Genomic DNA, 20,172 nt, shown 5'->3' on the forward strand with positions numbered 1-20,172 from the left:
GAAGATGGAGAACGCCGACAAATGGTTTGCCATCGTCAACCCGGTCGCAGGCAGCGGCCGGGGACTGGCGGACTGGCCCCAAATCAGCAAACTGCTGCGCGACAACCATATCGTTCCGGAGTATGCCTTCACCGAGCGCAAGTACCATGCGATCGAACTGGCAGTCGAAGCGGTCAACAACGGTTTCCGCAAACTGATCGTCGTAGGCGGCGACGGCACGATCCACGAGGCCGTCAACGGCCTGTTCATCCAGAAAGCGGTGCCGACGCAGGACGTATTGCTGAGCGTAATCGCCGTAGGTACCGGCAACGACTGGATCCGGATGTTCGGTATTCCGCGCAAATATTCCGAAGCGATCCGCGCGATCGTCGAGGGACACTCGTTCCTGCAGGACGTGGGAATGATCTCCTACTACCAGTCTTCCTACCGGCAAACCCGCTACATGGCCAACGTGGCGGGGGTGGGATTCGACGCAGCGGTCAACCGGCGCTACAACCACCTCAAGGAAGAGGGCAAACGGGGTAAATGGCTCTACCTGTGGAGTACCCTCAAAGCGATCATGCGGTACAACTCCACCGGCGTAAAAGTTTACGTCGACGACCAACTGGTGGTTAACGACCTGGTATACAGTGCCACGATCGGTATCGGCAAATACAACGGCGGCGGCATGCTGCAAACGCCGGACGCCGTGGCCGACGACGGACTGTTCGACCTGACGGTGATCCGCCGGATGAACCCCTTGCAGGTGCTGTACAATTTCAAGGTCCTGTTCAACGGCCGCATCTACCGCCTGCACTCGACGAGCCTCAACCGGGGGCGTAAGATACACATCGAATCGTCACCCGAAATCGCCATAGAGGTGGACGGCGAAGCGCTCGGCTACTCACCTTTCGAGTTCGAGGTGATCGACCGGGCCGTACGGGTGGTCGTCTCCGAAAAGTTCATGCGCGAAGAGGCTGCCCGCCTGCAAGCCGTCTCCGCCGCCGGAACGGAAACGTCCCTGCAAACAGGAAATACGCCGACGGTCCGTTCCTGAACAACGGAAACAGGCCTAAGCAAACATATTGGGATTGGGATTGGGATTGGGATTAAGATCAGGTCCGGATCGAACTCTTCACGTAACTCGTTCTGCAAAAAACGGACAGGAGAGCCTCCAAACCGACCTGCAGACATTCTTCGACAGGAAGATACGACTTACATGCGCATGTCCGGATCCGCTGGTTACCGTCCTCAGAATTCACCGTCACCGGGGTTCAGCAGCAATTCATAATCCACCACGTCCAACCACCGCCCGAATTTTCGGCCCACCTGTTCAAAATGGGAAACTTGTTTGAACCCGAGTCCCGTATGCAACGCAATGCTGGCTTCGTTTCCCGCCGTAATGCAGGCTATCAACGCCCGGTAACCGTTCCGGCGGCACGCTTCGATCAACTCCCGCATCAACCGCTTGCCGATTCCCCGGCCAAGATAGTCCGGTGAAAGGTAAACCGTCGTTTCGAGCGTATACCGGTAAGCCGCTTTTGTTTTCCAGCCGTGTGCATAGCAGTAACCGGCCACTCTTCCCCCCTCCTCGCAGACAAGATAGGGAAAGCGTGCCGAGATGCCGGCGATCCGGGAACGCATCTCCGCTGTGCCGACCGGTTCGGTTTCGAATGTCGCCGAACCGCCCGTCACATACCCGTTGTAAATATCCGTAATAGCGTCGACATCCCGAAGTTCGACCGACCTGATGAGCATATTTATCCGGTATCAGTTTAGTCAATATTTCTTCCTGACTGTGGTTTATCCTCGTTTCCGGCTGAAATAGCGGATGGTGCGGGCGATTTCGCCGACCCACATCACCAACGACGTCGAACCGATAATCAACAGCCAGTCGTTCCAGGTCAACGGTACCGTGCGGAACACCTCCCCGCCCCAGGTCACGATAATGAACTGCCCTACCAGGATCAGCAACAGCACGGCAAAAAATGCATAACACCCTTTCCACGAGAAAATCAGCGGCTGGGTGGACGCGAATCCCTTCGCATTGAACATGTTCCAGAACTGCAACATCACGAAGACGGTGAAGAAAGCCGACAATTCATACGGAGTGATCGCCTCGCCGAACCAGAAGAGCATACCCAGCAGCACGACGATAAACAGCGCGGCCGTGCCGAGGATCGAACGGGACATCGCCGGAGTGATGATAAAATCGCTGCTCTTCCGCGGTTTCTCTTTCATCACGCTACGGCTGGGAGGCAGCGACGCGAGCGCCAGTGCGGCGAACGTATCCATAATCAGGTTGACCCACAGCATCTGCGTAACGGTCAGCGGCAATTCGCTGCCGAAGACAGAACCCAACAGCACGATTACCACCGCTACAACATTGATTGTCAGCTGAAACAGCACGAAACGCTGGATGTTGCGGTAGAGCGAACGGCCCCACATCACCGCCGTGGCGATACTGCTGAACGAATCGTCGAGCAACGTGATATCGCTCGCCTCTTTGGCTACGGAGGTACCGGTACCCATCGACAGGCCGACCTGCGCAAAATTGAGTGCCGGAGCGTCGTTCGTACCGTCACCGGTAACGGCAACCACTTCGCCGCGCTGCTGTAGCAGCCTCACCAGGCGCTGCTTATCGAGCGGCCGGGCACGCGACATGATCTTCAGCGCCTGTACGCGCTCCAGCAGTTCTTCATCGCTCAAAGCGGCGAAATCGGCCCCGGTAATGTGATTGTAATCGGTATCTTCGGCCGTCCACAACCCGATCTGCCGTCCGATCTCCTTAGCCGTCGCAGGCGTATCGCCGGTCACGATTTTCACACCGATACCCGCATCAAGGCATTCGTGAACCGCCGCAGGCACATCGTCGCGCACCGGGTCGGAAATCGCGGCGATCCCGACAAACGTGAGCGGACAGCGTTCGAGGGCCTCCCCGCAGTCCTGCGCCCCGTCGCAACGGCCGTACGCAAAGCCCAGCGTACGCATCGCCATATTCTGGTAGGCCGCCAACTGCGCCTCAACGGCCGTCTTATCCGGAAACGAAGCGCAACGATTCAGCACGATCTCCGGAGCACCCTTGATATAGAGGTAACGGCCGCCGAGCGGGGAATCGACCAGCGTGGCCATAAATTTTCGTTCGGTCGTAAAAGTGAGCTGGTCGACTACCTTGGCCCCACCGCGCAGTGCGGCATAATCGACCCCCTGGTCACGCAGCCACAACAACAACGCTCCTTCGGTCGGATTACCGATCACCTTGCCGTGCGTATCGAGGAATGCCGTGGAGTTCGCGGCAATCCCCTCGCGAATCAGGTCGTCGATCCCCTCCTGATAAAATTTCGTCTCGTGCACACGCATCTCATTGCGCGTCAGCGTACCGGTCTTATCCGTGCAGATCACCGTAATGGCCCCCATCGTTTCGCAGGCGTGCATCTTGCGCACGAGATTGTTCGTCTTGAGCATCCGGCGCATATTGACCGCCAGCGACAGCGTCACGCTCATCGGCAATCCTTCGGGAACCGCCACGACGATCAGCGTGACAGCCACCATAAAGTATTGCAGCACCCGTTCGGCAATCGTGATCCAGTCGGCTTCCAGCAGTCCTCCGAAAAGAAATCCTTTGACCAGCAACGCGACGAACGTCAGCACGGCCAGCGAGATTCCCGCACGGCCGATCAGTTTCGACAACCGTCCCAACTGCAGGTTCAGCGGCGTCTCCTCCTCACTCTCGACCGTCGACTGTTCGGCCACCTTGCCGAACTCGGTAGCATCCCCCACCTTCTCTACGACCATCACCCCGTGACCTTCGATCACCGTCGTCCCCCGCAGCACCTCGTTCGACGGATAGGTCGCATCGTGGTGGAAATGGGCCGGATCGGTCGTCTTGTCGATCATCGGCTCGCCGGTCAGCGTCGATTCGTTGACTTTGAGCGACACGGCCTCATGCAGCCGTCCGTCGGCGGGAACCTCCTCTCCGCTCTGGAGAATCACCACATCCCCCACCACGACGTCCTGTTTGGGAATCTCCATCACCTCTCCGTCCCGGACAACCTTGACCGGCGTATCGTCGTTCGTGCTGTTGAGCAGGTCGAATTTGCGCATCGCATCGTATTCGAACCAAAAGGCGACGCCCGTTGCCAGGAAAATCGCACAGAAGATTCCGATCGTCTCGGCAAATTCATTGTGAATGAAACCGATCCCGAGCGACAGGAATGCCGCAACGAGTAAAATGCGGATCACCGGATCGGAAAATTTCTCGAAGAAAAGCGCCCAAAGCGATTTGCGCTTGGCCGGAGTCAACAGGTTGCGGCCGTGCTGCTCACGGCTCCGGATCACTTCTGCCTGCGTAAGGCCTTTGTGGAGGTCTGTCATAGGATTATAGAGTAAGTTCGTTTTTAGCGGAATCGAGCCGTATCGCCACAAACAGCAGTACAGTAAACGCGATCATCGACGAGCCGCCGTAACTGAAAAACGGCAGCGGAATGCCGATCACCGGCATCAGTCCGATAGTCATGCCGATATTGACCAGTACGTGGAAAAAGAAGATCGATGCGACGCAATAACAATAAATCCGGCCGAAGGGCTCCATTTGCCGTTCGCCCATACGGACCAGCCGCAGGATCAGGATGCCGAACAGCACGATGACCAGAGCACTGCCCAGGAATCCCCACTCCTCGCCCACCGTACAAAAAATGAAATCGGTGCTTTGCTCCGGCACGAAGTTGAATTTCGTTTGGGTCCCCTCGAGAAAGCCCTTGCCTGAGAAGCCTCCCGAACCGATCGCGATTTTCGACTGGTTCACGTTGTAACCCCACCCCTTCAGGTCGGACTCCAACCCCAACAAATCGAGAATACGCTTCTGCTGATGGGTTTGCAGGATATTGTCGAAAGCGTAGTCGATCGAATAGGTAAACGCGAGCGATCCGAAAAAGAAGAGCACGAACATCAGGACGTTGCGCACTTTGTACCGGTAGGCATATGCCGCCACCAGCCCGAGCGACAACACCACGCCGACCAGAATCGCGGTATGCAGCGAGATCGATCCGCCCAGCATCGGAAGAAGCATATAGAGCAAAGCGACGAACAGCGTAAGCGCCGCAACATAGATCAGTTTACTGCGCCAGTATCCGTTAGTCAACCCCTCGCTGATCACACACACGAGCAACAGCACGATCAGCAATGCGGCCGGGTCGAGCAGGAACGAGAAGACAAAGAGTGAAACCACCATAATCAGCACCACATAGACCCAGCGGTTGAATCCCTCGCGGTAGAACATGAACAGGAAAGAGCCGTAAACCAATGCCGATCCGGTATCGTTCTGCAACATCACGATCAGTACGGGCAGGCCGATAATCGCACCGACCCGCAGCAAATCGTGCGGCCGGTGGATATCGAACGTATAGGAGCTCATATACCGTGCGAGCGCGAGCGAGGTCGTAAACTTGACAAACTCGGTGGGCTGCAACGCCACCGGCCCGATCATGATCCACGACTTCGCCCCGTTGACCTCTTTACCGAAAAACAGCACGCCGACCAGGATCAGGATCGTTCCCCAATAGAGCGGATAGGCGAGGATATGGTAATATTTCGCATCGATCAGCAGGATCGAAACCGCCATAAAGGCCGACACGCCGACCCACACCAGCTGCATGCCGTAACGTTGGCTCAGATCGAAGATACTCGCATGGCGATCGTCGTATACCGCCGCATAAATGTTCAGCCACCCCGCCAAAACCAGTGCCGCATAAATCAGGATCGACCACCAGTCGACGCGCCCTACCGACAACCGGGGATTCAGGTCATTTTCCATAGTAGGGATAATTGATTTGCAGGTTTTTGACATATTCGACCAGCTGCGGACGGGTCACCGTATCGGTCAGATAGAGTTCGGTGAGCAGGCTCGCGATCGGCGCTGCTGCGATACCGCCCCAGCGGCCGTTTTCGACATAGACCGACACGGCGATTTTCGGATTGTTGCGCGGAGCGAAACACATGAAAGTACTGTGGTCCGCGCCATGCGGATTCTGCGCGGTACCGGTCTTGCCGCAAATGTCGATTCCTTCGATACGGGCCATGCGGGCCGATCCCCCGTCCACATTCACCGCCCGGTACATGCCCTCGACAATCGGGTCGAAATGTTTGGAATCGACCTTCGTATAGTGTTTTTCATAGAACCGGCCGTCGATCGAATCCCGGTCGTGAATGCGCTTGACCACATGGGGAATTTTGTAATATCCCCGGTTCGCGATGGTAGCGGCGAAATTGGCCATCTGCAGCGGCGTGCAACCCAACTCGCCCTGCCCGATCGCCAGCGAAATAACCGTCAGGCCGTTCCAACGTCCACGGTAAGCCTTGTCGTAAAAAGACGAGGTCGGCACATTGCCGTTCAACTCGCCGGTGAAGTCCGAACCCAATTTACGCCCGAATCCGAAACTGCGCACATAATCGTCCCATACATCCAAACCCTGCTGGATGTTCCCGTATTTGCGGTTCTCGATGATATTGCGGAACACATAGCAGAAATAGGCGTTGCAGGAGGTCTGCACGGCTCCCATCAGGTCGATCGGCGACCAGTGATTGTGGCATTTCACACCCCGCCCGTAGGGATATCCCCCGTGGCAGGGATAGGTCTGCGACGGAACGAGTACCCCCTCCTGCAGGCCGATCAGGCCGTTCACCGTTTTGAAAGTCGAACCCGGCGGGTAACTCGCCATCACGGCACGGTTGAACAAGGGACGGCGGCGATCGTTCAACAGTTTCATGTAATTGTTCCCGCGTTCACGTCCCACCAGTTCGTCGGGATCGTACGTGGGGCTGCTCGCCATGACGAGTATCTCCCCCGTTTCGGGTTCGATCGCCACGACGCTGCCCACCTTACCGGCCATCAGCTCTTCGGCGAGCGCCTGCAACCGGGCGTCGATCGTACAGGTAATCGCCACGCCGGGTGAGGGCAGCGTATCGTACATACCGCCCGCATACGAGCCCTGCGGAATGCCGTGTACGTCGACCATCTCGATCTTTACGCCCTTTTCCCCGCGCAGGACATCTTCATAAGCCAGCTCTATCCCGCTGCGACCGATGTAATCGCCGCTGCGGTAATAGGAATTGCGCTCGATAATGCGGTCGTCCACCTCGCCGACATAACCCAGCAGGTTTCCCGCGATCTTGGTTGGATAAGAGCGGACGGTCCGGTAGACAGTGAAAAATCCGGGAAAATTGCGTTCGTCGAGCCGCACCTTAACCTCTTTGGGCAATTGCTTGAACAGCACCGAAGCGCGGCGGCGAGAAAAACGGGAAGCCTTGTCCAATTCCTTGCGTATCTGTTCGACCGGCACACCGAGGATACGGCTCATCGCCGCCGTATCGAACGGGCCCACCTCCCGCGGAGTAGCCATCAGGTCGTACGCCTCCTTGCTCTGTACCAGGAACCTGCCGTTACGGTCGTATACTTCGCCGCGCGGAGGGAACTGCACCATGTACCGCAACGCATTATTATCCGCACGGGTTTTGTAACTGTCGTCGACCACCTGCAAATAGAAGAGCCGCACCAGCAATACCAGCACGACACCGACCACGGTCAACTGCAATATTTTCACCCGCGACAGACTATTCACTTTTCCTGAGATCCGATTGAAATACCTATTGCTTCCACGCTACACCGCCTATTCCCTGTAATTCCGCGACACCGTAACTCTTGTTCCCCGCTCCTTCACGTTCCCTGCGACTCCAGGTATTTACGGCTAACGCACCTTGTTCGCATGGACCCTGCAGGCTCTTCGCCGCTACCCGCTTCCGGGATACATCCTGCTCCCGGCCATATGCATCCGGTGCCGACAGCACCAATATCTCCCGAACTTATATCTGCATTTATATTTCTCCGTACCCTCCCTGCCGGTTCACTGCAAAAAGTTTCTGGCAGAAATAGACCAACAATAAGGTTATGACCGAACTGCATATGATCCGTAACAAGGTCAGGTAAAAGAAACTCCAGGTCAGGGATTCCAGCACAAAAAACACCGTACCGTGCAACAGCACGATCACACCGGCATAGCGCAAAAAACGCTTCAAGCCGATGCGGTTAACGTTCGGCACGCCCCCTTCCTTCACCTCGTCCTTGCCCACGAGCAACGTCAGAACCGCCGGACGGCAAAAAGCGGCGAACAACGTCGCAATCGTGTTGATCCCGGCCGTTCCCATAAAAAAATCGACCGTCATGCCCAATACCATGCCCAGCACCAACAGCAGGGCTCCGGCAATCTCCATCGGCAATAGGATGAGGAATGCGATATAGACCAACGGATTGACATAGATACTGATCCCGATGCGGCTGAAAAGAAACACCTGCAGGATCACCATCACGAAAAAAAGGATGCCGTATTCAAGTAAACGATACATGTGGCCGTATATTTTCGGGAGCTTCGGCTCCCCCTGATATTTTTTGCGAGCTGTATTTTGCGGGGCGCCCGGCCCCGTTGCGGCGAATCAATAAATGCTCGGATTAGTAACGCTCTCTTCCAGCGCATTGCGTTCGCCGGCATCGAGGTATTTCACCGCCAACACATTGCCCAGTGCCGCGATATTACTGTGCAGTTTCACCTTGACGTTGTAAAAAGTCGCATTGTGCAGCGAAAAACTCTCGACCGTGCCGATGAGCACATCCGGGGGGAAAATCGTCGAATAATCGGTCGTTACGATCGTATCGCCCACCTGGAGCGGTGCATACTTCGGCACCTCGGAAAGCGTCACGTGCTCATAACTGCTGCCGTCCCAGAAAACCGAACCGAAATAGTCGGTTCCCTTGATCCGGCCGCTGGTCTTAAAATTGCGGTTCAGCACCGACATGCAGACTGCAAAGTGGTCGGAGCATCCGAGCACGTAACCCACGATCCCGCCGTCGGAGATCAACGCCATGTCGGGCATCAGTCCGTCGTCGGCTCCGCGGTTCAGCGCGATGTAATTCTCCTGCCGTGTGATCGAATTATTGACCACCTTCGCACTGAAATACTCATACTGCCGTACGCCGCCATTAAAAATCACGGAGGAATCGCCGGTAGCAAGGGCAGTCGAATCGGCCGCCGAAAGCGGAATCCGGATACCGTCCATCCGGTTGCGCAGCTCGGCCAGTTCCCGGGCGAGCGCCTGGTTCTCGCGGCGCAGGTGGAAATAGCTGTTCAGTCCGGCAATCTGCGAATAGATACCGCCCACAACATAGTTGGAGGCGGTAACCAGTTTTACTTTTGTATAGCTCGTACTGTTCGCATAATAGTGGATGGCCAACGATTCCAGCAGGATGAACAGCAGCAGGAAATGAATTTTCTTTATGAACAGGAAAAACTTGATCATCCGGCAAAATCTCTAAATTCTGTGACCTCGCACCGCCCCCGCACCAAACCCGCCGGGAGCGCTCCGTCCGTTCCGCATCCCCCATCCGAATAAAGTATCGGCCGAGACGACAATCCCCTCAGGGGCAGGGCGGACTTTTCCAAACGCGTTTATTTCATCAGGAACGAGAAACGGCCGATATTTTTCAGCGCGATGCCCGTACCGCGCGCCACCGCCCGCAACGGGTCGTCAGCCACATGGAACGGAATGTTGGTTTTTTCATACAACCGGCGGTCGAGCCCTTTGAGCAGCGCACCGCCACCCGCGAGGTAAACGCCTTTCTTGGCGATGTCGGCATACAGTTCGGGAGGAATCATCTCCAATACCTTCATAATCGCGGCATCGATCTTCACGAGCGACTTTTCAAGGGCATAGGCCATTTCGCTGTACGAGATTGACAGCACCGAAGGCAGCGAAGTGAGGATATTCGGCCCGGTCACTTCGAAATCTTCCGGCTCTTCGTCCAGTTCCGACAACGCTGCACCTACGGCGATCTTGATATCTTCGGCCGTCCGTTCGCCGATACGCATGTTATGCTGCTGGCGAATGTAGGTCTGGATATCTTCGGTAAAAACGTCGCCGGCCACGTTGATGCTTTCGCTGCAGACGATACCGCCCAGCGAAATACAGGCGATCTCGGTCGTACCGCCTCCGATATCCACCACCATGTGGCCCTCGGGAGCTTCGACGTCCAACCCGGCGCCCAGCGCCGCAGCCATCGGTTCGTAAATCATATAGACCTCGCGGCCGCCGGCATGCTCGGCCGAGTCGCGCACCGCGCGAATCTCGACGTTCGTGCTGCCCGACGGAATCGAAATAACCATCTTCAGCGACGGGCTGAAAAGCCGCCCACTGCTTTTAACCATCTTGATCAGCCCACGGAGCATCAGTTCGGCGGCGTTGAAATCGGCGATCACGCCGTCTTTCAGCGGACGGATCGTACGGATGTTCTGATGCGTCTTGCCATGCATCTGGCGCGCCTGCTTGCCGATAGCCACCAATTTGCCCGAATGCTGGTCGAGCGCTACGATCGAAGGCTCGTCAACGACGATCTTGCCGTTGTTTATGATAATCGTGTTGGCCGTACCCAAGTCGATAGCCAACTCCTGTGTCAGAGAAAACAGCCCCATATCGTTTCTAGTGTTTGAAATGTCTCAGTCCGGTAAATACCATCGCCATCCCGTTCGCATTGCAATAGTCGATGCTCTCCTGGTCGCGGATCGATCCGCCCGGAGCGATTACGGCATTCACACCCGCCTCATGCGCCAGTTCGACACAATCCGAGAACGGGAAGAAAGCATCCGAAGCCATCACCGCACCCTTGAGGTCGAAGCCGAAACTGTGTGCCTTGGCCACCGCCTGCTTGAGGGCGTCCACACGGGAGGTCTGGCCGATACCGCTTGCCAGCAGCATGCCGTTTTTAGCGAAAACGATCGCGTTGCTCTTCGACTGCTTCACCAGCTTGTTGGCGAAGATCAGGTCGGCCATCTGTTCGTCGGTCACCTGCTTTTCGGTTACGCTGCGCACTTCGCCGTCGATGCCCCCGACCTTCAGGTCGCGGTCCTGCACGGCCACGCCGTTGAGCAGCGAACGGAACTGTTTGTTGCAACGGGTCGTATCCTTGAGCAGTAGGATAATCCGGTTCTTTTTGCTTTTCAGGATTTCGAGCGCTTCGGCGCTGTAAGCCGGGGCGAGGATCACCTCGAAGAAGAGCTTATTGATCTCTTCGGCCGTTGCCGCATCGACCTCGCGGTTGCAGATCAGCACTCCGCCGAATGCCGAAACGGGATCGCCGGAGAGCGCATCCTTCCAAGCCTCGAGCAGCGTCGGACGCGTAGCGACGCCGCAGGCGTTGTTGTGTTTGAGGATTGCGAAAGTGGGCTCGGTGAACTCTTCGATCAGGTTGATCGCAGCGTCTATATCGAGCATGTTGTTATAAGAGATATCCTTGCCGTTGAGTTTGTCGAACATCCGGTCGATGTCGCCGAAGAAAGTAGCGTTCTGGTGCGGATTCTCGCCGTAACGGAGCACGGTGCCGTTCGCAAAACTGCGCTTGAAGACGGACAACTGCTCCTGAAGGTTGAAATAGTTGAAGATCGCCGCATCGTAGTGCGAGCTGACGTTGAATGCGTAAGCGGCGAAACGGCGGCGCTGCTCGAGGGTCGTGGAGCACTGCTGTGAAGTGATGATCTCGAGCAATTCGGCATACTGGTCGACCGACGGAACGATCACCACGTCCTTAAAATTCTTGGCAGCCGCCCGGATCAGCGAAATGCCTCCGATGTCGATTTTCTCGATGATCGCCTGCTCTTCGGCTCCCGAAGCAACCGTCTGTTCGAACGGATAGAGGTCCACGATCACCAGATCGATTTCCGGAATTTCGTACTGTCCCATCTGCTGGCCGTCCTGAGCGTTGTCCCGGCGCGCCAGAATACCGCCGAACACTTTGGGGTGAAGCGTCTTGACACGTCCGCCCAGGATCGATGGATAGCCCGTCAGGTCCTCCACGGCCGTGGCTGCGAGGCCCAGCCCCTCGATGAAAGAGAGGGTCCCCCCCGTCGAATATATTTTCACGCCGTCGGCGGCCAGCCGACGGACGATCGGTTCCAAACCATCCTTGTAATAGACTGAAATCAGCGCGCTTTTGATCTTTTTCACCTTCTGCGAATTTAAATTTGAATATACTTTTCCTAGTAAGCTACAAAGATAACAAAAAAGAGATTTTCCCTAATGATTTTCCGCGACATTTCCCTCGATTTTTACGCAGGATCGGGTAACCGCCTCACAAATCGCTCCTCCGGGCACAGCGATCCACAGAAAACCGATCGTACCGCAACCCGGGAGCGGAAACAATTTCAGGACAAAGCGCGGAATACTATTTAAAAATTCTTAAATTTGTTTTTCGATTTCAATCCGGTTATGACCTATAAAATTGACAGACAGGCGCGTTGCGCAGTAATTGGCTACGGCAGCTGGGCTACCGCGCTGGTCAAAATCCTCCTCGAGAACGAATCGGCCGTCGGCTGGTACATCCGCAACAACGAAGTGCTGGAGCATATCCGCCAGCACAAAACCAATCCGCGTTACCTGCGCGACGTGCATTTCTACACGAACAACCTGAAACTTTCGGACGACATCAACACGGTCGTTTCCGAAGCCGACGTGCTGATCCTGGCCGTGCCGTCCGTCTACCTGAAAACGACCCTCGAGCCGTTGACGGTATCGTTGCAGGACAAATTCGTCATCTCGGCGATCAAAGGCATCGTGCCGGAGGATTACGTGACCGTCACCGAATACGTCAACCGCCGCTACGGCGTCCCGTTCGACCAACTGGGCATCATCAGCGGACCGTGCCACGCCGAAGAGGTGGCCCTCGAGCGGCTCTCTTACCTGACCGTGGTCTGCAAAGAGATGGAAAATTCGCTCTCCCTCGGTGAAAAGATCGGCACCTCGTACATCAACGTCAGCCATTCGACCGATATTTACGGTACGGAATATGCTTCGGTTCTGAAAAACATCTATGCCATCGCGGTAGGTATCTGCGTCGGCCTCAGTTACGGCGACAATTTCCTCGCGGTACTGATCGCCAACAGTGCCATGGAGATGTCTCGTTTTATGGAACAGACCTACCCGGCCGAGCGAAACACTTTCGCATCGGCCTACCTGGGCGACCTGCTGGTAACTTCCTACTCCCAATTCAGCCGCAACCGCCGGTTCGGACTGATGATCGGCAAAGGCTACCCGGTACAATCGGCGCAGATGGAGATGAACATGGTAGCCGAAGGTTACTACGCGAGCGAATGCATCACACAGATCAACAAGAAATTCGACGTCGAGATGCCGATCGCCGAAACGGTCCACCGCATTTTGTACGACAGCGAAAAACCGGGTCCGCTTATCGCGAAACTGACCGGACACCTGATTTAATTAACCATCCAAAAGAACAAAAGGCATCAACGTGCCTCCACGTATAAATTGTTAACGTTATGAGTATTCTTTCGATCAACATCGACAAAATCTACGGCACCGTAAGCGCCGCCGATGTAGCCGCACTGAAAGGCGAAATGGAACAGGGCAACCGCATGCTGCAGGACGGCAGCGGCAAAGGAAGCGACTTCTTGGGCTGGGTCAACCTGCCCGAATCGATCACCTCCGAAGAGTTGAAAACGATCCGCAAATGCGCGGACAATCTCGCTTCACTGGCCGACGTAATCCTCGTGATCGGTATCGGCGGTTCCTATCTCGGAGCCAAGGCCGTCCTCGAAGCGTTGAGCGATCCGTTCCAGCTGTTGCGCAACAAGCAGGAAAAACCGATCGTCCTGTTCGCCGGACAGAACCTGAGCGAAGACTACCTGTACGAGTTGCTCGAAGGCACCCGTTCCTACAAGATCGCCGCAATCGTCATTTCGAAATCGGGTACCACGACCGAACCGGCCGTCGCTTTCCGCCTGATCAAAAACGAGATCGAGAGTCGTTACGGCGCCGAAGGCGCTGCCAAGCGCATCGTAGCCATTACGGACGCCGCACGCGGCGCACTACGGACGCTGGCGACCAACGAAGGCTATGAGACGTTCGTGATTCCCGACAATATCGGCGGCCGCTATTCGGTGCTGACTCCGGTCGGCTTGCTGCCGCTCGCTGCGGCAGGTATCAATGTCGACGAGCTGGTACGCGGCGCCAGGGATATGGAGAAAGCCACGGGCACGGATGTCCCGTTTGAAAAGAATCCGGCGATGATCTACGCTGCCGCCCGTACCGCACTGTACCGTGCCGGCAAGAAGATCGAGATCCTGGCCAGCTACGATCCGAAACTGCTTTACGTGGCCGAATGGTGGAAACAGCTTTACGGCGAAAGCGAAGGCAAAGACGGCAAGGGTATCTTCCCGGCCAGCGTCACGCTGACCGCCGACCTGCACTCGATGGGCCAATATATCCAGCAGGGCGAACGCACGCTGATGGAGACGGTTATCAGCGTCACGAAGCCCAAGCACAAAGTGGTGATCGAAAAAGACAAGGACAACCTCGACGGGCTGAATTTCCTCGCGGGCAAACGCATCAGCGAAGTGAACCGGATGGCCGAGATGGGAACCCTGCTCGCCCACTTCGACGGCGGCGTACCCAACATCCGCATCGAAATTCCTGAAATCAACGAATACTACATCGGCGGCCTGCTCTACTTCTTCGAGAAAGCCTGCGGCATCAGCGGTTATGCACTCGGCGTCAATCCGTTCGACCAACCGGGCGTAGAGGCTTACAAGAAAAATATGTTCGCGCTGCTGGGCAAACCCGGTTACGAAGAGGCCGGCGAAGAGTTGCGCAAACGGCTGTAAACATTGGGCGTGTCAAAATTCCGGACACCTACCTGAACGAACAGAAAAGCTGGATGGGAGACCCCGTCCAGCTTTTTCATATCGTCGAAAATGAACCGGTGACCTTTATTGACACACACCTTCCCCCGCCTATCCTCTTTTCTTATTTTCTTGCCGACCGTTTGCTTCACGGGGAAAGCTTCACGGCATACAAAAACGCGATCAGATTGCCGATACCGCAGCGGCGGCGAACAAGCCGGCAAACACAAATAGCAACAAGATGACGCCCAGCAAAGAGATGATCAGTCCCGCAATAGCCAGTCCTTTCGGTGTCCGGAACACACCGACGCAGGAAAAAATCAGGCCCAATACCCACAAGATCCAGCCGACTACCGGAACCCAACCGAGAAACAGGGCCAGCAGGGCTAATACGAACCCGGCCGTCCCCATTCCGTTCGACTTGGGAACAGGCTGATTGACAATAATGGTCGGATTACCCGAAGTTGTCGGTTCGTTGTTGGGTTGAATGACTTCCATAATCAGAAAATTTAAGTAGGACAATACCCAAAACAGCAAGCAACCGTATCGCTTGCATCACAATAAGCGGGAGACTTTCCCGTAATATAAGAACTAAAATAAACATATCGACTGAAAAATCCAACACATCGGGTCTGTTTCTTGCGAAAATAGAACGTGATTCGTCGCAAACCGTTTTCTGCATACAAAAAAAACGGCTCGTTTGTTCGACTTCAATGTCAGGTTTTCTATATTTGCGGACTTCCCGATCCGCAAACCAGACACCGGGTCGACGCTCCGGGGGAACAGTTGCAGTTGCCCTCACGAACCGTTTTCGATCGCAACGGGACAGGCTTCGTTCCGTCGGGGATCGTCTGTAGCGAAACACAGTCGTTATGAAGAAAAGTTTGCTCGCTTTGGCATTCGGGACTTTGGGATTAGGAATCGCCGAATTCGTCATGATGGGAATCCTGCCTGATGTCGCCGCAAACCTGCACATCAGCATCGAACAGGCGGGACATTTTATCTCGGCTTACGCATTGGGTGTTTGCTGCGGCGCACCTGCACTTATTCTCGCCCGGCGTTTCCCATTGAAACACATACTGCTGGCCCTGGTCAGCGTAGTAATCGCAGGAAATCTATTTGCAACCGCAGCATCCGGTTATTGGACTCTACTCTCCGCACGCTTTATTTCGGGCTTACCCCACGGGGCCTATTTCGGAGTCGCATCCATAGTAGCTGAAAAACTGGCCGACAAAGGGAAAGGTTCCGAGGCCGTCTCGATCATGATTGCCGGAATGACCGTCGCCAACCTTTTCGGAGTTCCACTGGGTACTTCGCTCAGTGCGATGATCTCCTGGCGCGTGACATTCCTGATCGTCGGTTGCTGGGGTTTGGTCATGCTCTACTACATCTGGCGATGGGTTCCCCACGTAAAGGGAGTTAAGGATACCGGGTTCAAAGGGCAATTCCGGTTCCTGAGAAAGCCCGCTCCATGGCTAATCCTGGGTGCCACGGCACTCGGAAACGGAGGCGTCTTCTGTTGGTACAGCTATGTAACGCCGATGCTGATCCATATTTCCGGCTTTTCTCCGGCCAGTATGACGGCATTGATGATGCTGGCCGGCTTCGGGATGGTCGTCGGGAATTTGACGAGCGGACGCCTCTCCGATCGCTATACGCCCGGCAGGGTCGGAGCAACGGTACAAGGCATGATCTGCATCATTCTATTACTGATTTTTTTCCTGGCGCCGCATCCCTGGTGCGCCGCGTTATTGATGGCCTCCTGTACAGCCTGCCTGTTCGCCGTGTCGAGTCCGGAACAGGTCTCCATCATCCGGGTTGCGGCAGGGGGAGAAATGTTCGGAGCTGCCTGCGTACAGGTCGCCTTCAACCTCGGAAACGCTATCGGAGCCTACTGCGGAGGAAAGGTTCTGCACTGGGGGTATCAATACCCCGCCCTGATAGGGGTACCCTTTGCCTTGGTCAGTTTTATCCTCCTTACACGATACTATAAGAAATACGAATCGCAATATCATTCATAAATACGCTGCCGGCAGCACTCCGCCTATTTTTATTCACAACATTCACGCTCATCTCATAACACGGTATTTCGTCCTGTGCCTGTACAGTCTTGACGTTTGCACTACTATCCCCTTGTTTCACACAGCATGAGATCTACAGATATGCGCTGCTTTTGAGTATACATCAGAAGAGGAATGCGCCATCCGGCCTCCTCCTTCGGAACGTGAAGTCGATTACTCCAGTCTGCTACGAGCCTTCAAGATTACCTTTTCGTTTAATCCAAACAAAAAAGGAGCGATTCGAAAGAATCGCTCCTTAAAGTGGCGGTTACCTACTCTCCCACAAAAACTGCAGTACCATCGGCGTGAATGGGCTTAACTTCTCTGTTCGGAATGGGAAGAGGTGGAACCCCATTGCTATAACCACCTAAATCTATACCAGATCACTCTGATTTATCGTAAAGTTCCTGACTCAAATACCGCTAACGGTATTTGACGATTCAGGATGAGAAAAGGGCCCTCTTGGAAGAAAGCCTTTCGGGCAATTAGTACCACTCGGCTGTGACATCACTGCCTATACACCTGTGGCCTATCAACGTAGTAGTCTCCTACGACCCTCAAGGGAAATCTCATCTTGGGGAAGGCTTCGTGCTTAGATGCTTTCAGCACTTATCCAATCCGAACATGGCTACTCAGCAGTACACCTGGCGGCATAACTGATACACCAGAGGTTCGTCCAACCCGGTCCTCTCGTACTAAGGTCAGGACCCCTCAAATTTCCTACGCCCGCAACAGATAGAGACCGAACTGTCTCACGACGTTCTGAACCCAGCTCGCGTGCCACTTTAATCGGCGAACAGCCGAACCCTTGGGACCTTCTCCAGCCCCAGGATGTGACGAGCCGACATCGAGGTGCCAAACCGCCGCGTCGATATGAGCTCTTGGCGGCGATCAGCCTGTTATCCCCGGAGTACCTTTTATCCTTTGAGCGATGGCCAGTCCACACAGAACCACCGGATCACTATACCCTGCTTTCGCACCTGGTCGACTTGTATGTCTCACAGTCAAGCACCCTTATGCTATTGCACTCTGCGCACGGTTACCAATCGTGCTGAGGGTACCTTGGGAAGCCTCCGTTACGCTTTTGGAGGCGACCACCCCAGTCAAACTACCCACCAAACGGTGTCCCCCTCACGGGGTTAGAATTCAAATACATAAAGGGCAGTATTTCAACGTCGACTCCACGATACCTGGCGGCACCGCTTCATAGTCTCCTGCCTATCCTACACATCATGCACCCAAATTCAGCGTTAAGCTATAGTAAAGGTTCACGGGGTCTTTTCGTCCCGTTGCGGGTACCCGGCATCTTCACCGGGACTACAATTTCACTGAGCTCACGGACGAGACAGTGTCCAGATCATTACACCATTCGTGCAGGTCGGAACTTACCCGACAAGGAATTTCGCTACCTTAGGACCGTTATAGTTACGGCCGCCGTTTACTGGGGCTTCGATTCAATGCTTCTCTTGCGATAACATCCCCTCTTAACCTTCCAGCACCGGGCAGGTGTCAGGCCCTATACTTCTTCTTTCGAATTAGCAGAGCCCTGTGTTTTTGTTAAACAGTTGCCTGGACCTCTTCGCTGCGCCCCACTGGCGTGGGGACCCCTTATCCCGAAGTTACGGGGTTAATTTGCCTAGTTCCTTATCCGTGATTCACTCAAGCACCTTAGGATACTCTCCTCGACCACCTGTGTCGGTTTACGGTACGGGTACCATATACCTGAAGCTTAGAAGTTTTTCTCGGAAGCTTGCTTGGGCTAACTATCCAATTGGCCGTAGCCGCTTGGTACTGTCAGGTTTCAGCATCAAAAAGCTATTAACTCCTCGATATACCTACACCCTTTAACGAACAATTCCGTCTGTTCGCGTAGCTTACGCTTCTCCGTCCCTCCGTCGCAGTATATGCTAGTATCGGAATATTAACCGATTGTCCATCGAGATCACCTTTCGGCTTACCCTTAGGTCCCGACTAACCCTGATCCGATTAACGTTGATCAGGAAACCTTGGTCTTGCGGTGGGCGGGTTACTCTCCCGCCTTATCGTTACTTATGCCTACATTTGCTTTTCCATAAACTCCACCGGACCTTACGATCCGGCTTCTGCGTCGATGGAATGCTCCCCTACCGATCTTTCGATCCCATAGCTTCGGCAATACACTTGATGCCCGTTTATTATCCACGCACAACCGCTCGACTAGTGAGCTGTTACGCACTCTTTAAATGAATAGCTGCTTCCAAGCTAACATCCTAGCTGTCGCTGCAGTCGCACATCGTTAGTTCAACTTAGTGTATGTTTGGGGGCCTTAGCTGATGGTCTGAGTTGTTCCTCTTTTGTCGCCGGACATTAGCACCCGACGGCTCACTGCTGAAAATCATACTACTGGCATTCGGAGTTTGTCAGGATTTGGTAGGCGGTGAAGCCCCCGCATCCAATCAGTAGCTCTACCTCCAGTAGATTATTTCAACGCTGCTCCTAAAAGCATTTCGGGGAGTACGAGCTATTTCCCAGCTTGATTAGCCTTTCACCCCTACCCACAAGTCATCCAAAGACTTTTCAACGTCAACTGGTTCGGACCTCCAGTTGGTATTACCCAACCTTCATCCTGCTCATGGGTAGATCGCAAGGTTTCGCGTCTACAACCACTAACTATACGCCCTATTCAGACTCGCTTTCGCTTCGGCTCCGGACCTCATGGCCCTTAACCTCGCTAGTGATTAGTAACTCGTAGGCTCATTATGCAAAAGGCACGCCGTCACGGCACGAAGCCGCTCCGACAGGTTGTAAGCGTACGGTTTCAGGGTCTTTTTCACTCCCCTGTTCGGGGTACTTTTCACCTTTCCCTCACGGTACTGGTCCACTATCGGTCTTCTGGGAGTATTTAGCCTTACGGGGTGGTCCCCGCGAATTCTGACAGGATTCCTCGTGTCCCGCCATACTCAGGATACTGCTACCGCTTACCAAACTTACCAATACGGGACTTTCACCCTCTATGGTATAACTTTCCAGTTAATTCTCGTTCGTTGGTATTGAGTTGTCGCAGTCCTATAACCCCTGCTCTGCCGTAACAAAACAGGTTTGGGCTGTTTCCCTTTCGCTCGCCACTACTCAGGAAATCGATGTTTCTTTCTCCTCCTCCGCCTACTTAGATGTTTCAGTTCAGCGGGTTTGCCCACCTCTCGGTGTGACAGGCCTTCTGCCTGCCGGGTTGCCCCATTCGGAAATCTCCGGATTAACTCGTTTTTGCCAATCACCGGAGCTTATCGCAGCTTAACACGTCCTTCTTCGCCTCCAGAAGCCTAGGCATCCTCCGTACGCCCTTGCTTACTTTCTTCTCTTGTGTCCCCCCAAACCGGCTCGTTACCGCCCGGGGGAACCCCCTTTCTCATCCTTAAATCTGT

At 54.8% G+C, this 20,172-nt stretch carries 13 protein-coding genes and 2 rRNA genes; 4 read left to right on the top strand and 11 right to left on the bottom strand.

The window, feature by feature from the left end:
- Positions 1 to 4: 4 nt before the first annotated feature.
- Entirely contained in the window at positions 5 to 1,036 is a 1,032-nt protein-coding gene (locus NQ495_RS04605; RefSeq protein WP_009134126.1) for a diacylglycerol/lipid kinase family protein, read from the top strand.
- 194 nt (positions 1,037 to 1,230) lie between these two features.
- Here the strand turns inward: NQ495_RS04605 and NQ495_RS04610 are convergent, their stop codons facing one another.
- The 8 genes from NQ495_RS04610 to purH all read right to left on the bottom strand — a co-directional run bounded on the left by NQ495_RS04610 (position 1,231) and on the right by purH (position 12,021).
- Complete coding sequence (locus NQ495_RS04610) at positions 1,231 to 1,737, bottom strand: GNAT family N-acetyltransferase (RefSeq protein WP_009134125.1); 507 nt, start codon at positions 1,735 to 1,737, stop codon at positions 1,231 to 1,233.
- A gap of 45 nt (positions 1,738 to 1,782) precedes the next feature.
- The gene (locus tag NQ495_RS04615) at positions 1,783 to 4,353 is read right to left on the bottom strand and encodes a calcium-translocating P-type ATPase, PMCA-type (RefSeq protein ID WP_009134124.1); all 2,571 of its coding nucleotides are present in this window, start codon (positions 4,351 to 4,353) and stop codon (positions 1,783 to 1,785) included.
- 4 nt (positions 4,354 to 4,357) lie between these two features.
- Complete coding sequence (rodA, locus tag NQ495_RS04620; protein WP_009134123.1) at positions 4,358 to 5,791, bottom strand: rod shape-determining protein RodA; 1,434 nt, start codon at positions 5,789 to 5,791, stop codon at positions 4,358 to 4,360.
- Positions 5,781 to 7,577: a penicillin-binding protein 2 gene (gene mrdA, locus NQ495_RS04625; protein ID WP_232208910.1), complete on the bottom strand. Its 1,797-nt coding sequence runs from the start codon at positions 7,575 to 7,577 to the stop codon at positions 5,781 to 5,783. The genes rodA and mrdA overlap by 11 nt, the downstream gene beginning before the upstream one ends.
- Before the next feature lie 271 nt (positions 7,578 to 7,848).
- On the bottom strand, positions 7,849 to 8,376 hold the full coding sequence (locus NQ495_RS04630; protein ID WP_009134121.1) for a hypothetical protein: 528 nt from the start codon (positions 8,374 to 8,376) through the stop codon (positions 7,849 to 7,851).
- Positions 8,377 to 8,463: 87 nt separating this feature from the next.
- Positions 8,464 to 9,324 (bottom strand): rod shape-determining protein MreC, encoded by an 861-nt coding sequence (gene mreC, locus NQ495_RS04635; protein WP_009134120.1) that lies wholly within the window; start codon positions 9,322 to 9,324, stop codon positions 8,464 to 8,466.
- Positions 9,325 to 9,473: 149 nt separating this feature from the next.
- Positions 9,474 to 10,493, bottom strand: coding sequence for a rod shape-determining protein (locus NQ495_RS04640; RefSeq protein ID WP_009134119.1), 1,020 nt, complete (start codon positions 10,491 to 10,493; stop codon positions 9,474 to 9,476).
- A gap of 7 nt (positions 10,494 to 10,500) precedes the next feature.
- On the bottom strand, positions 10,501 to 12,021 hold the full coding sequence (gene purH, locus NQ495_RS04645) for a bifunctional phosphoribosylaminoimidazolecarboxamide formyltransferase/IMP cyclohydrolase (RefSeq protein ID WP_009134118.1): 1,521 nt from the start codon (positions 12,019 to 12,021) through the stop codon (positions 10,501 to 10,503).
- A 261-nt stretch (positions 12,022 to 12,282) separates the two neighbouring features.
- On the opposite strand from purH, the gene NQ495_RS04650 reads away from it, so the two are divergent.
- Both NQ495_RS04650 and NQ495_RS04655 read left to right on the top strand, forming a co-directional pair.
- Positions 12,283 to 13,290 (top strand): NAD(P)H-dependent glycerol-3-phosphate dehydrogenase, encoded by a 1,008-nt coding sequence (locus NQ495_RS04650; RefSeq protein WP_009134116.1) that lies wholly within the window; start codon positions 12,283 to 12,285, stop codon positions 13,288 to 13,290.
- Positions 13,291 to 13,349: 59 nt separating this feature from the next.
- Positions 13,350 to 14,693, top strand: coding sequence for a glucose-6-phosphate isomerase (locus tag NQ495_RS04655; protein ID WP_009134115.1), 1,344 nt, complete (start codon positions 13,350 to 13,352; stop codon positions 14,691 to 14,693).
- Positions 14,694 to 14,894: 201 nt separating this feature from the next.
- On the opposite strand, the gene NQ495_RS04660 is transcribed toward NQ495_RS04655, so the two are convergent.
- Positions 14,895 to 15,209: a hypothetical protein gene (locus tag NQ495_RS04660; protein WP_009134114.1), complete on the bottom strand. Its 315-nt coding sequence runs from the start codon at positions 15,207 to 15,209 to the stop codon at positions 14,895 to 14,897.
- Positions 15,210 to 15,583: 374 nt separating this feature from the next.
- Between NQ495_RS04660 and araJ the strand changes: the two genes are divergently transcribed.
- Positions 15,584 to 16,732, top strand: a complete 1,149-nt coding sequence (gene araJ / locus NQ495_RS04665; protein ID WP_009134113.1) for an MFS transporter AraJ — start codon at positions 15,584 to 15,586, stop codon at positions 16,730 to 16,732.
- A 298-nt stretch (positions 16,733 to 17,030) separates the two neighbouring features.
- Here the strand turns inward: araJ and rrf are convergent.
- Positions 17,031 to 17,142: ribosomal RNA gene (rrf, locus tag NQ495_RS04670) — 5S ribosomal RNA — on the bottom strand.
- Positions 17,143 to 17,235: 93 nt separating this feature from the next.
- Positions 17,236 to 20,105 (bottom strand): 23S ribosomal RNA (locus NQ495_RS04675).
- Between the last annotated feature and the right edge of the window lie 67 nt (positions 20,106 to 20,172).

This window comes from Alistipes indistinctus YIT 12060, assembly GCF_025144995.1.
Taxonomy (GTDB): Bacteria; Bacteroidota; Bacteroidia; order Bacteroidales; family Rikenellaceae; genus Alistipes_A; species Alistipes_A indistinctus.

What these genes read in the sequence shown, in the direction of transcription:
- araJ (WP_009134113.1), top strand. Translation starts at nt 15,584, where the DNA reads ATGAAGAAAAGTTTGCTCGCTTTGGCATTCGGGACTTTGGGATTAGGA.
- NQ495_RS04655 (WP_009134115.1), top strand. Translation starts at nt 13,350, where the DNA reads ATGAGTATTCTTTCGATCAACATCGACAAAATCTACGGCACCGTAAGC.
- NQ495_RS04610 (WP_009134125.1), bottom strand. Translation starts at nt 1,737, where the DNA reads ATGCTCATCAGGTCGGTCGAACTTCGGGATGTCGACGCTATTACGGAT.
- rodA (WP_009134123.1), bottom strand. Translation starts at nt 5,791, where the DNA reads ATGGAAAATGACCTGAATCCCCGGTTGTCGGTAGGGCGCGTCGACTGG.
- NQ495_RS04640 (WP_009134119.1), bottom strand. Translation starts at nt 10,493, where the DNA reads ATGGGGCTGTTTTCTCTGACACAGGAGTTGGCTATCGACTTGGGTACG.
- NQ495_RS04615 (WP_009134124.1), bottom strand. Translation starts at nt 4,353, where the DNA reads ATGACAGACCTCCACAAAGGCCTTACGCAGGCAGAAGTGATCCGGAGC.
- mreC (WP_009134120.1), bottom strand. Translation starts at nt 9,324, where the DNA reads ATGATCAAGTTTTTCCTGTTCATAAAGAAAATTCATTTCCTGCTGCTG.
- NQ495_RS04660 (WP_009134114.1), bottom strand. Translation starts at nt 15,209, where the DNA reads ATGGAAGTCATTCAACCCAACAACGAACCGACAACTTCGGGTAATCCG.
- NQ495_RS04650 (WP_009134116.1), top strand. Translation starts at nt 12,283, where the DNA reads ATGACCTATAAAATTGACAGACAGGCGCGTTGCGCAGTAATTGGCTAC.
- NQ495_RS04605 (WP_009134126.1), top strand. Translation starts at nt 5, where the DNA reads ATGGAGAACGCCGACAAATGGTTTGCCATCGTCAACCCGGTCGCAGGC.
- NQ495_RS04630 (WP_009134121.1), bottom strand. Translation starts at nt 8,376, where the DNA reads ATGTATCGTTTACTTGAATACGGCATCCTTTTTTTCGTGATGGTGATC.